Here is a 12,874-nt window from a genome sequence, read left to right on the forward strand (position 1 = left end):
ATTCAACTATCCTTTTGAAAAGATGAGAAAAAGGGCTGTCCCAAAGGTCAAAATGACTGGGGCAGCCCTTTTGTTTCTTAAGCCGTTTCGTCCGGAATGACGCTCATCTCGAGGCGCACCGGCTTGTCTTTGTTAAATGTGAAGGTGAGCAGCGTATTGCCGACTTTGCATGCGACGCTCGTGCGGCCGTTATCAAGCGCTTCCCGGACGAAGACGGTGTTGGCGTCGGTCAAACGTTTGTAGGTTTGCTGCATGACGACCGTATTCCAGGTCGCCAGCTTGTCTACGTAATAGGCCTCCGGATTGTCCGGATCCACGGTCAAGCTGAACGACATTTGATAGGAGCCGTAGGTTAACTGCATGGTGGATGGAAGCGATGACTCATCGGCCGGTAAGTCGTTGGCTGACGCTTCGTCGACCGCGGCAGCGGCGGACTGTGCATCCGAAGCCGATTCTGGCGCGTCCCCATTCGTGCCAGCTTCAACCGCCGCGCTCTGGTCGCCGGCTTCATCAATCGCGGAAGAATCCGACAAAGCTTGGACCTCTCCCTTGTCCCCGGATGCTCCCTCGGAGCTTGCCGCTTCGTTCACGCTGGCATCGCTTGGAGCCGCTGCGTTGTTAGATGAGCCTCCGCCTTCGTTCGACGTGCCTCCGTCAGTACCGGCGGCAGGCTCTTCGCCTACCGGCGCTTCGACGGCCGGCAGCTCCAGGTCAATCGGCTCCTCCGGCGCAGCGGGAGGGTCGGCCGCGCCCAGCGTCTCCTGCAGCTTGGCCAGGGACAGACTTAGAAAGCCCTCGGCCCAAATGCCGCCGCCGCGGAAAAAGCCTTTGTAAGCCGGCGCGCCGTCCGCATCGTTTAACGTGCCGATCCCCTGATAGCTGCCGTTCTCGAATTGTCCCGAATACCGGACAGCTCCGGTGCTCGTATATTCTTCGCCCGATCCGCTCTTTGCGCCGCTCAGGAACGAACCCGCATAGGCAAGCTTCCCGTCTTCACCATATAACGAGCCCGCGCCATGATATCGATCAAGCAGAAACTCGCCTTCATACCGGACGAAGCCGTTCGGATACAGCTCCTTGCCCGCGCCGGATCTCTTGCCGGCGGAGAACCCGCCTTCGTAGCTGACCGTGCCATCCGAATGGAACAGCTTGCCGGCTCCCTCGTAGATGCCGGAGCTGAACGCTCCTTCGTAGACCGGATTTCCCTGGCTGTCTTTCAGCCTGCCATCTCCGTTATAGAGACCTTGTACGAACGCACCGGTATAAAGCGCGCTGCCGTCCTCCGCGTACAGTGTCCCCGCGCCCTCGAACAATCCTGCGAGAAACGCGCCTTCGTATTTTTTCGTCGCGCCGTCCGGATGGAACAGAATGCCCGCTCCGTTATAAGCGTCGTTCGCGAACTCGCCGCGGTACAGCAGCATTCCTTCCTCGTTCCACAGCTCTCCGGCTCCCGTCATAAAGCCTTTGTCGAAGGCGCCCTTGTACCGCAGCTTGCCGTTCGGGTAATACAGCTTGCCTTCACCCGAATACAGCCCGTCCGCAATGCCGCCCTCGTACAACAGGCTGCCGTCGGAATTCCGAATGTCGGCAATGCCGGTAAATCCGCTGGCCGCAGCCTCGGCAGCCGCAAGCTGAGGCGTTCGCCCAAATAGCTTGTCGATGAAGCCGGGCGGGTTAACAAATCCGAAATAAACAATGATGAGCGACAGCACGATGGTTAAGGCGATCAGCTTCTTGGCGATATAATAGCTGCCGATCCGCACGTAATTGTCCAAGGATCGCAGCGGGCTGAAAATGGCGGATACCAAAAACTTGCGAAGCATGACGAGCAGACGTTTGGGCAGCGTCTTGGCCCGCTTGATCGGTCTTATAATTATGCGCTGGATCGGCTTGAAGATCGGCTTAAGCAGTTGTTCGATCATATCAAGGCACCTGTATCGTTACTTGACCGGGGTACACGATGCTGATGACGCCGCCCCAATTGCACATGCATTTGGATGAGTTGTTCAAGGCGGGCATGTTCGCGACGAGCACGGTAGGAGAACCCGGGGCCCAAGGCGCGGCGACGGCGGGAACGCAAGGCTGAGGAGTGAATACGCCGAGCTTGGCAGCGGTAGCCGCGGCAACGACGGGGTTGGCCATGGAGTTGCACATGCCGAACGGCAATATGTTGACCAACGGCTTGTTGTCCATAATATTGGCAATCGGAAGCGAGGTCACGACGCCGTTCGCGGGCAGCACGTTCAGCGTGCTTGGCGCCACTCCGAACGAGCACTGCATAGTGGCTCCGCCGCATACAAGTTGTCCCATAACGATCCTTTCCGTGGGCAGCCGACGAAAAGACGCCTCTCCCAATCTAGTAATATATGCTATTAATCATAGTACTATATGCCCCTCCCGGGCTACAACAAAAACCTACAGAAACGGCTACGATTCGATATTTCTTGTAATAGAAAAGAGTGATAATCGAAAGAACATGTAGTACTATAGAAATAGAAAATTCATGCAATCGGAAAGCGATGGTGTTCATGCGAAAGATCCCGTTAGTTATGTTCCTTCTGGCCGTCTCGGCCGTGCTTGGATGGTTTGTCTATGCGAATCACGAGGCGCTGTCCACGCCGCCGTACGAGAAGGAACGGCCGCTGAGCTACCTGTCCAAAGCCGCGTCGAACGCGGAGGGCCGATTGGTCGCGATCGCCGATTCGAGGCGGGAGCTCGTACAGTTCGACGAGGCGAACGTGGAGATCAGCCATACGGAAGCGCCCGTCGAAGAGGGCAGCAGCCACGGCTTCACGGAGGTGGCCGCCGCGGCCGACGGATCGGTCGTCGCGCTGGATACGGTGCTCGACGATTACGGATTATACGTTGTTGAAGAGCGTCTATACCGATACGCTCCCGAATCGGAAGAAGGCATCCTGCTGTATGCCTTCCAGGGAAGCGGGAGCAATATGCGAGTCGGTCAAATGAAGGGGCTTCAGACAGCCGGGGAGCATGTCTACTACTATATTGACGAGCAGTCGAGCGTCGGCTTGTTCCGAATCGCGCTAAGCGGAGGACAGCCGGAGGAGGTATTCCGGTTCAAGCTGCCCGAGAACCGGTATTTGTCCGAAATTACCGGCTACGAGCCGGGACAAATTTACTACTCGACGAAACGGGGCTCGATCTATCACGTTCTGCAGGACGGAACCAGCGAGAAAGCGTATCCGCTGGAAGGAACGGACCGGACGAACCGCAACTTCCCCGAATCGCTGGCTCTGCATGACGGGCGGATCTACTTCATCGACCGTCTCGTGAACGCGGTGGTCAGCTTCAAGGCCGCGGATTACGGCGACTTAAGAACGGAGCTGTCGGAGGAAGAGCTGTCGGTCAAATCGGACGGCGCCGAGTATCTGGAGCTGATGGATATGACGCTTGGTCCGGACGGGGGCATGCACCTCGTGCTCGACGACCGGGTTGTCATCGTGCACGGAGACAGCGCCAGGGTCGCGTCCAAGCTTTCATACCGGGCAGCCGACTACCGCATGGGATGGATGGTATGGTCGGCGGCGGCGCTGCTTACCGCGACTGTCGCCTTCTTGCTGCACATCTTCTACGTGCATGCTCTGCGCAGGAGGATCTCTTTATTTTTCAAGCAGGTGTTCGCGATCGTGCCGATTCTCGTGATCTCGATGTTCATGCTCTCGAATTTCATCTACGACAGCTTCTCCGCGCGCATGGAGGACGAGATGCAGAGGCAGCTGACGCTGCTCGCCCGCAACGGGGAAGCGTTGATCGACGGAGATCAGCTGAAGAGGCTTGGGTCTCCCGAAGATTACATGAATGAAGATTACCGCGCCATACAAGCGAAGATGAATTTCCTGTTCGAGAACGAAGATCCTTCCGTCCGGTCAGGCCTGTACAGCACGCTGTACAAATACGAGAACGGCGAATTTTTTGTCATGATGGACGATGACGACGGGGTCAATATGTTCAAGCCGTACCCGCCGAACGAAGGAAGCGTGCGCGTAACGGATTTCGGAGAAGTGTATTCAGACCGATGGGAGGACGCGACCGGCAAATGGTTGTACGCGATCGGGCCGATCTACGATTCGGGCGGCGAGATCGTCGGCGTCTACGAGACGGGCAGGGACCTGAACGTGCTTCATCAATCCAACGAGACGATATACAAGAGCATTCTTCGGAACATCGGCCTGATCAGCCTTATCATTCTTGCGCTGGTGCTTGCCGTCACCTTCTGGCTCCTGCGATCGCTGCGCAAGCTGCGCCGCAGCGTCATGGAGATGGCAAGCGGCAACTGGGACGTTCGCGTCCATATTCGGTCGCAGGACGAGGTCGGCGACTTGGGCGAGCAATTCAACCTCATGGCCCAGCATATCCGGACTTATATTAAGGATATAACGACGTTCAGCGAAGCGTCCCATCGGTTCGTGCCGCAGCAAATATTCAAGTATCTCGGCAAAAAAGGAATAACCGAGGTTCACCTCGGCGATCAAGTGCAGGGCAACATGTCCGTGATGGTATCGAACATCCGCTCCTTCAATCAGCTCTCCAAGCAGCTGTCGCCGAAGCAAAACTTCGACTTCATGAACGGCTTCCTGAAGCGGTTCAGTCCTTATGTGCGAACGGAAGAGGGACTCATTAGCAAATATTTGGGAGCCGGCTTCATGGCGTTGTTCCCGAGAAGAGCCGAAGACGCGATTCGCGCCGCCATCGCGATCCGAAGAGAGCTGGTCGGCTACAACGAGAGTTTGCGCGCGGCCGGATACGCGCCGGTCGATTTGGGGATGGCCCTTCATAAAGGCCCGCTCATGCTCGGCATCGTCGGAGAAGAACAACGGATGGAAGGCAACGTCATATCGGACGACGTGAACGTTACCGCGGCTCTGGAGCGATTGTCCGAGACGATGGGCGCGTCAATCTTAGTCACCAAGTCGTTCTTCGATCAGCTTCGCGCTCCGGAGCGAATTCGCCACCGTTATCTTGGACGAATCGGGTTCGGCGGCAAAGAAGAGTCGCTGGAGCTTATCGACGTGTACGAGGGAGACTCGGACAACGAGAGGCAGCTGAAGGATCGGACGAAAGCGATGTTCGAGAGAGGAATCGAGCTCTGCCAGGAAGGCCGGTTCTTCGACGCCAGGGAAACGTTCATCGAAGTGATCAAAATCAATCGGTTCGATAAAGCCGCCAAGCTCTATTTCTATCTATGCGACGAATATTACCAAAGCGGCTCGTCGGAGGGCTGGAACGGCACGCTGGCCGTATGACATAATGAAGGAGAGAAGCAGCATGCTGGTCAAGCAATATCAAATCGAACGACTGACGGAGCGAAGGGATGCCGAGGAGGTCTCCGCGTTCATGATGTCGGACCAATCCTTCGACGATACGAGATATACGCCCGGCGAGCTCCGGCACTTCCGCGAGCTACCCTTCCGTGCGGCGGACGGAGAATTCATCTTCTGGTACGCGCGGAACGAGGAAGGCAAAGTGATCGGAATCAACGTCATGGGGGAGAACGAGCAGCAGACGGGCGGCTACCGCTGGGAATATCTTGTCGTTCACCGCGACTACCGCAAGCTTGGCGTCGCGGCCGGGTTCCTGGAGGAGATGTACCGTTACTTGGCCGAGGTTAAGGCCAGATATATCGAGGGATGCAGCTGCGATTTGCCGGAGTACAAGACGATTCAAGGCATGTTCGAGCGCCAGGGATTTACGCTGATCGGCCGAATTCCGGATTATTATTACGAAGGAGAAGACCGGTTAATCTATTATCGTAAGCTGGTTTAAAAATAAAACTATGAATGCCATATTACGTTTAGTAGGTGCCCGTCCGGAGGATCAGCGCAAGCTGCTCCTGATGGCACCTGTTTTTTTTGTATGCGGCATCGCGGAGATGCTCAACTATAACAGCTTCATGACGTTGTTCAACCAGCGCTTCGGAAGCGAATATTTGCCCTATGTCTACGCGGCGGAAGCTATCATTCTGCCTCTGGAGGCATGGCTCCTCGCCTGGCTCGCGGCCAAGCTGCCGAAGCCCAAGCTGATGCGCGTCATGTACGGCATGCTGATCGGCATCGTTGCGGGCTGCGCGGCCGCGCTGATCGCATTCGCCATCGCGGGGGCGGACATCCGTTGGTTCTACCCGGTGCTGTTCATCGCGTCGAGCTTCGTCGTCCGGCAGCAGACGATTCTGCTGTGGAGTCTCGCGATCGACGCATGTCCGACGCAGCAAGCCAAGCGGCTAATGCCGGTGTTCGTCGGCTCGGCGACGCTCGGCGGCGTCGCGGCGGGCCTGCTGGCTCAGCTGATCAGCCTGGCTTTCGGTCCGGAAGCGATCTACGCAGCCGGCTGCGCGCTGCTGCTCGCCGCCTGGCCGAACTACAGAAAAGTCATCTCGGCCTATCTGGTGCCGCTGTCGCTCAAGCTGACTACCTCAGTCTCCAAGCCGCAGGATGAGGAAGCGTCGGCGGGCAAGGTATTCAAGCAGGCGCTGAGCTCGCCGTTCCTGCTGACCGTCATTCTGCTCATGACGTTTATGCCGGGCTTGTACTTCCTCATGGAATACGAGTTTCTGAACGTGGCGAAAACCAGCTACGCAACCGAGCAACAGTTCAGCCGTTTTTTCGGTCTCGTGACGACTGTCCTGTTCGTGCTCGCGTTCTTGCTCCAGCTAGTGTCCGGGAAGCTGATGGCCAGGCTGGGAGCCAGCCATATGCTGACGATGATTGCAGGCGTATATGTGCTGTCGTTTGCGGGGGCGGTCCTGTTCATCGACGGCGCCGCCGCGCTGCCGATTGTATCGGCCGGGTACATGCTGCTGTATTTGCTGCTGTACTATACCGCGGAGCCGTCTTACCAATTGTTCTTTAAAACGCTGCCGCTCGCGCAGCGGGACAGCTACCGGTATGCAGCTCAAGGCATCGCGGCGTCGGCCGGCATTCTCATTGGGGCGGGTCTCCAGTTCATGCACGCCGGATTCGGCGTTTCCTGGACGATTCTGTCGCTCATCGGATTGATCGGAGCGGGCTTCCTGCTCGCTCTAGCCTGGTACGGCCGCCGCTTGTACATAAGGGAGCTCGTTCGCAGCGTCAGCACGATGAGCGCGGCGGACATGGCCGAATCGATGGAGGAGATCGGCAGGAACGGCGCCGCGCTGGCGGAGGCAAGGCGCATGCTGAAGCATCCGTCTTCCTCGGCCAAAGAAATCGCGCTTCAAATTATCGGGCCCCTCCAGAATCCGAAGGATCTGCCCGACCTGCTGCCGCTCCTGGATGACGACCATTACCGGATACGGATCGAAGCGCTCAAGGCGATGAACTTGGAGCATGCCGATCTTCAGGCGCTCGTGAAGGTGGCTAGCTTCCTGGAGGACCCCGACGACGAGCTGCGGGCGGAAGGGGTGAAGGCGATTGCCCGGATGAAGCATCTGGAGGAGCAAGCGTTCTTCTTCCTGCGCCAGAAGCTTCTTGACCGGCACCCCGGCGTCGTCGCCGAAGCCGTTAAGGCGATGTATTCGTTTCACCGCGAGCAGAGCTACAAAGCTTGCGCCGAGGTGATCGAACGGATCTTGAGCGTTGGGGGAGAGACCGCGGTTTATATGTGCCGCGTCGTGGCGGACTTAAAGCTGGACGCGTATATCCCGCAGCTCATGGACATGCTCGGCGACCTGCACCCCGCGGCGAGAGTGGCGGCGACGGAGAGTCTTGGCCGGCTCGGACACGCCGATCTTGTGCCGGTGCTGATCGACGGACTGGCGTTTATGGACGAGGAGATGCTGGCGGTATCGACGCAAGCGTTCATCGATATCGGACCGGCTGCCGTCCAGCCTCTCACGGAGAGCTTGCCGCAAGCGTCGCCCAAACACTTTGGCGCAGCGGTTCATTCGCTGTCCATGCTGATGGAGGAGGAAGAGGTGCGCGAGGTCCTTGCGGCGGATGGCGTTGCCCGCCTGTCCGCGCTCGAGCAAGCCGCGGCTTATTCCGAAGCGCTGCGCGCGCTCGGAAGGGAGGAGCTGGCGCAGCTCGCGTCCATGCGCTGGGAGGAGGCGCGCCGGTCCTTGTTCGGAGGCCTATGGAGCATTCAGTCCAGGCTTGGGGACGAAAACGCGGTCATCCATATTCGGACGGCTATCGAATCGGGCGACGAAGAGGCGCGCAGCAACGCCCAGGAAGTATTGGCGGAAGGCTTTGGCGACCGGAGATTATCGCAAGCGATCGCGGCTTTCATCGAGCGTTCCGATGCTGTCGTCGGCGGTTTGGCGGAAGCTGACGCGAAGGCAAAGCTGATGGAAGCACTGCGAGAGAGCGATGATTGGTGGCGCGAGATGGCCATGGCCGCGCTTAGCGAGAATGGAGGGAACGGCAGCATGTCGAACGAGGGGCTTATGATGAGCCGATTGAATAAGGTCGTATTTCTAAAGCAGGTTCCGTACTTTGCGGATCTGTCTCTGGAGGAGCTCGGTCTGATCGCCAACGTGGCTTCGGAGGAGAACGTTTCCGACGAAGAAGCGCTGCTGCGCAGAGGCGAGCCTCATTCCTCCATGTACGTTATCGTGGACGGAAACATCGAGCTGACGAGCGTATCCGCCGCCGGCTGGGAGGGCACGATAGGCGTGCTCGGCCCTGGAGATGTCTGCGGCGTCACCTCCGCGCTCGACGGAACGCCTTCGACGGTCACGGCTCAATCCTTGCTCGGAGACACGAAGGTGCTTCGGCTGTCGGGCGATGACGTATCGAGGCTCGTGCGGCTGTATCCGGAAATCGGCATCGGCCTTCTCCGCGCTTCCTTCGCGCGGATCCGCCTGCTGGAAGAGATGATGATGAGAATCGACAGCTAACGTTAAGCAGTCGGGGCTTAGCCTAGTCCATTGCCATGTATTGCATCTGAGGACCGCATTGCATATAATAGGAATAATGTTTGAGACATATTGCGACAAGCAACGATGGAGAACAGTAAGCAGAGATCCGATCGCACAGGGAGAGAACGCCGCAGATTGAGAGCGTTCTTGCTTGAATCCGGACTGCCGAATTCGCTCCGGAGCATGCTCCTGAACCTCCTTGGCCCGACGGCCCGGAGCAAGTAGGGTGACACGGTTCCCGCCGTTACCGGGACTTAAGGATCGCGTAGACGATGGTTGTCCGCGCGGTTGAAATTAGGGTGGTACCACGGTTCTTCCGTCCCTTCGGGGAGGAAGAGCCTTTTTTGTGTTTTGGAAGACATTATTTTGGAGGCGATGAATGTGAAAGAAAGACTGGAGGAACTACGCGGCGAAGCGCTGCAGGAGCTGCAGGGCGTGGAGTCGCCGCAGGCGCTGAACGATCTGCGCGTCAAATATTTGGGCAAAAAGGGCGCCTTGACGGAAATTCTTCGCGGCATGGGCGGCCTTAGCGCCGAGGAGCGTCCGATTATCGGCCAAGTGGCGAACGACGTGCGCGGGGCGATCGAAGCCGTCATCGAGGAGAAGGCGGCTGCGTTCCAGCAAGCCGAAACGAACAACCGTCTGCTCGCCGAGACGATCGACGTGACGCTGCCGGGCAAGAAGCTGCCGACCGGCGCGTTGCATCCGCTGAACAAGGTCGCTCAGGAGATTGAAGATATTTTCGTAGGGCTCGGCTATTCCATCGCGGAAGGTCCCGAGGTCGAGACGGACTACTACAACTTCGAAGCGCTGAACCTGCCGAAGAACCATCCGGCCCGCGACATGCAGGACTCCTTCTACGTAACGGAAGACATTCTGATGAGGACGCATACGTCCCCCGTTCAGGTCCGCACCATGAAGGCTAAGGAAGGAATGACGCCAGTGAAGGTCATCTGCCCGGGCAAGGTATACCGGAGAGACGACGACGACGCGACCCACTCGTTCCAGTTCAATCAAATCGAAGGCCTTGTCATCGGCAAAGGCATCCGGATGAGCGACCTGAAGGGCACGCTGCTGCAATTCGTTCAGCAAATGTTCGGCGCCCAGGCGCAAATTCGGCTTCGCCCAAGCTTCTTCCCGTTCACCGAGCCGAGCGCCGAGGTTGACGTCACGTGCGTGCAATGCGGCGGCCATGGCTGCCGGATGTGCAAGCAGACGGGCTGGCTCGAAATTCTCGGCTGCGGCATGGTCCATCCTCGCGTGCTCGAGATGGGCGGCTACGATCCGGAGGAAGTAACCGGCTTCGCGTTCGGCATGGGCGTCGAGCGGATCGCTTTGCTCAAATACGGCATCGACGACATCCGCCATTTCTACACGAACGATCTGCGCTTCCTGGGCCAATTCGCGAGAATGTGACGATAGAGAGAAGGGACGAGAAGAGATGAAGGTATCCTATCAATGGTTGAATGAATATATCGAGCTCAGCGGCCTCGCGGCCGAAGAGCTGGCGGAGCTTATGACCCGCGGCGGCATCGAGATCGACGGCGTGGAGTCGCGCAATAAAGGCGTGACGGGCGTCGTGGTCGGCTATGTGAAATCGAAGGAGAAGCATCCCGATGCCGATAAGCTGAACGTGTGCAAGGTCGACGTAGGCACGGGCGAGGAGCTTCAGATCGTATGCGGAGCGAAAAACGTGGACGCCGGCCAGAAGGTGCCCGTTGCCGTCATCGGCGCGGTTCTTCCTGACGATTTCAAAATCAAGCGCGCGAAGCTGCGCGGCGTCGAATCGCAGGGCATGATCTGCTCCGCAAAGGAGCTTGGCTTGAACGACAAGCTGCTGTCCAAGGAGCAGCAGGAAGGCATTCTCGTGCTGCCGGAAGCAACGCCGGTCGGCACGCCGATCGCCGCGGTTCTCGGCATTGAGGACGAGGTGCTCGAGCTTGACCTGACGCCGAACCGTTCCGATTGCCTAAGCATGCTCGGCGTCGCTTACGAGGTTGGCGCTCTGACGGGACGCGAGGTGAAACGCCCTAGCGAGTCCGTGCATCATACGGTCGACAAGACGGCGGATCACGTATCGGTGGAGATTCAGGCGAAGGAACAATGCCTGCATTACTCCGCCCGCTACATCAAGGACGTGAAGATCGGCCCTTCGCCGCAATGGCTGCAGAACCGGCTTATCGCGGCCGGCGTGCGCCCGATCAACAACGTGGTCGACGTGACGAACTTCGTCATGCTGGAGTACGGACAGCCGCTGCACGCGTTCGACGCCGACAAGGTGCCGGGCGGCCGTATTGTGGTCCGGATGGCCAAGGAAGGCGAGACGATCGTGACGCTTGACGATCAAGAGCGCAAGCTCGAGCCTCATATGCTCGTCATTACGGACGGCAGCGAGCCGATCGCGCTTGCCGGCGTTATGGGCGGCGCAAGCACGGAAGTGACGGAGTCGACCGTGAACATCCTGCTCGAATCGGCTAAATTCGACGGGGGCACGGTCCGCAAAACCTCCCGTCAGCTCGGACTCCGCTCCGAGTCCAGCATTCGCTTCGAGAAGGAAGTGGATCCGTCGAACGTCATTCCGGCGCTTAACCGCGCGGCGAAGCTGATCGCGGAATTGGCGAACGGTCTTGCGACGGAAGGCATCGTGGAAGCGGTGACTGGCACCGCGGAGCCGAAGCGGGTATCGGTAACGCTGGAGCGCGTCAACGGCTACCTGGGCACGGATCTCTCCAGCCTGGAAGTCCGAGCGATCTTCGGACGCCTGCAATTCCCTTACGTCGTGCACGAGAACGACGAATTCGTCGTTGACGTACCGACGCGCCGCGGCGACATTACGCGCGCGGTTGATCTGATCGAGGAAGTCGCCCGCCTGCACGGCTACGACAATATCCCGACGACGCTTATCCACGGCGACGTCATTCCGGGAGCGCTCACGAAGGAGCAGGCGATTCGCCGCGAGCTTCGCAAGCGTCTGACGGACTCCGGTCTGCATGAAGTGATCAGCTATTCCTTCACGAGCCCGGCGAGAACGTCGTTGTTCCCGGCGCTTACGGGCAATGTGAAGGCCGTGCGCCTGGCGATGCCGATGAGCGAGGAGCGCAGCGTGCTTCGCACGACGCTCATCGCGCAGCTGATCGAGACGGCCGTCTACAACCGCAACCGCAAAAACGAGTCCGCGGCGATGTTCGAAATCGGCAGCGTGTTCCATACCGACGAGGAGCAGCTGACCCGTCTGCCTCAGGAGAAGCATCGCTTCGCGGCGCTGCTCACGGGCAACAAGACGTCTGCCGGCTGGAATACCAAAGCCGTCGCCTACGATTTCTACGACGCCAAAGGCATCGTCGAGACGATTGCCGAAGCGCTCGGCCTAACCGCGAAGATTTCTTACGCGGCGGCGCAGCCGGAGCATTTCCATCCAGGGAGAACGGCATCCGTTACGCTTGGAACGCCGCACGGCGCGGTCGTTATCGGCTATGTCGGACAGCTGCACCCCGCCCTGCAAGTCGAGTGGGATATGGCCGACACTTATCTGATCGAGCTCGGGCTGGATGAGCTTTACGATGAAGCGAGCAGCGTCATTGAATATAAGGCCCTCCCGAAGTATCCGGCCATGGAGCGGGATATCGCCGTCGTCGTCGACTCCGCGGTCGCAGCGGGAAGCTTGACGGACACGGCTTGGAAGACGGCAGGGGAGCTGCTTGAGTCGGTTCGCGTATTCGACGTATATACGGGCGAGCGTCTCGGAGCGGGCAAGAAGAGCGTCGCGATCTCCCTTGTCTACCGCCATGCGGAGCGCACGTTGACGGACGAAGAAGTGACCGCGCTGCACGGCCAAGTCGTTCAGCAGCTCGAGCAATCTTTTGGCGCGGAATTGCGTAAGTAGGCAGGAAACATAAGGAGCCGCATCGAATTAGTTCCTAGCGAACGTCGATGCGGCTTTTTTCGCGCGTGAAGGGCATAGGGACAAGGGTTCCCGGGCGCGGATGCGAGAAGGAGGCGGCAACTTGGACGATAGGAGGA

The 12,874-nt window shown here is 58.7% G+C and carries 7 protein-coding genes; 5 read left to right on the forward strand and 2 right to left on the reverse strand.

The features are described 5' to 3' along the window. Positions 1-77: 77 nt before the first annotated feature. Both NQZ67_RS01030 and NQZ67_RS01035 read right to left on the reverse strand, forming a co-directional pair. Positions 78-1,922 carry a hypothetical protein gene (locus tag NQZ67_RS01030; protein WP_257441983.1) on the reverse strand — a complete coding sequence of 615 codons (1,845 nt, stop codon included), beginning with the start codon at positions 1,920-1,922 and terminating at the stop codon, positions 78-80. Between the two features lies 1 nt (position 1,923). Continuing rightward, a complete protein-coding gene (locus NQZ67_RS01035) occupies positions 1,924-2,310 on the reverse strand; it encodes a DUF4280 domain-containing protein (protein ID WP_257441984.1) in 387 nt (128 codons plus the stop codon). A gap of 218 nt (positions 2,311-2,528) precedes the next feature. Here NQZ67_RS01035 and NQZ67_RS01040 point away from each other — a divergent pair, with 218 nt between their 5' ends. From NQZ67_RS01040 to pheT, 5 genes are all read left to right on the forward strand, one after another. After that, entirely contained in the window at positions 2,529-5,264 is a 2,736-nt protein-coding gene (locus NQZ67_RS01040; protein ID WP_257441986.1) for a HAMP domain-containing protein, read from the forward strand. Between the two features lie 22 nt (positions 5,265-5,286). Next, entirely contained in the window at positions 5,287-5,784 is a 498-nt protein-coding gene (locus NQZ67_RS01045; protein ID WP_257441988.1) for a GNAT family N-acetyltransferase, read from the forward strand. A 10-nt stretch (positions 5,785-5,794) separates the two neighbouring features. Then, positions 5,795-8,833 carry a cyclic nucleotide-binding domain-containing protein gene (locus NQZ67_RS01050; RefSeq protein ID WP_257441989.1) on the forward strand — a complete coding sequence of 1,013 codons (3,039 nt, stop codon included), beginning with the start codon at positions 5,795-5,797 and terminating at the stop codon, positions 8,831-8,833. 402 nt (positions 8,834-9,235) lie between these two features. Beyond that, on the forward strand, positions 9,236-10,270 hold the full coding sequence (gene pheS / locus NQZ67_RS01055) for a phenylalanine--tRNA ligase subunit alpha (RefSeq protein ID WP_257441990.1): 1,035 nt from the start codon (positions 9,236-9,238) through the stop codon (positions 10,268-10,270). Positions 10,271-10,295: 25 nt separating this feature from the next. Then, the gene (gene pheT / locus NQZ67_RS01060) at positions 10,296-12,737 is read left to right on the forward strand and encodes a phenylalanine--tRNA ligase subunit beta (protein ID WP_257441991.1); all 2,442 of its coding nucleotides are present in this window, start codon (positions 10,296-10,298) and stop codon (positions 12,735-12,737) included. The last annotated feature ends 137 nt before the right edge of the window (positions 12,738-12,874 follow it).

The sequence above is a fragment of the Paenibacillus soyae genome (genome assembly GCF_024623455.1).
GTDB lineage: Bacteria > Bacillota > Bacilli > Paenibacillales > Paenibacillaceae > Pristimantibacillus > Pristimantibacillus soyae.

Bases quoted from the DNA above. Each gene is read 5' to 3' on its own strand.
- NQZ67_RS01040 (WP_257441986.1), top strand. From the start codon at position 2,529: ATGCGAAAGATCCCGTTAGTTATGTTCCTTCTGGCCGTCTCGGCCGTG.
- NQZ67_RS01050 (WP_257441989.1), top strand. From the start codon at position 5,795: ATGAATGCCATATTACGTTTAGTAGGTGCCCGTCCGGAGGATCAGCGC.
- pheT (WP_257441991.1), top strand. From the start codon at position 10,296: ATGAAGGTATCCTATCAATGGTTGAATGAATATATCGAGCTCAGCGGC.
- NQZ67_RS01035 (WP_257441984.1), bottom strand. From the start codon at position 2,310: ATGGGACAACTTGTATGCGGCGGAGCCACTATGCAGTGCTCGTTCGGA.
- NQZ67_RS01045 (WP_257441988.1), top strand. From the start codon at position 5,287: ATGCTGGTCAAGCAATATCAAATCGAACGACTGACGGAGCGAAGGGAT.
- NQZ67_RS01030 (WP_257441983.1), bottom strand. From the start codon at position 1,922: ATGATCGAACAACTGCTTAAGCCGATCTTCAAGCCGATCCAGCGCATA.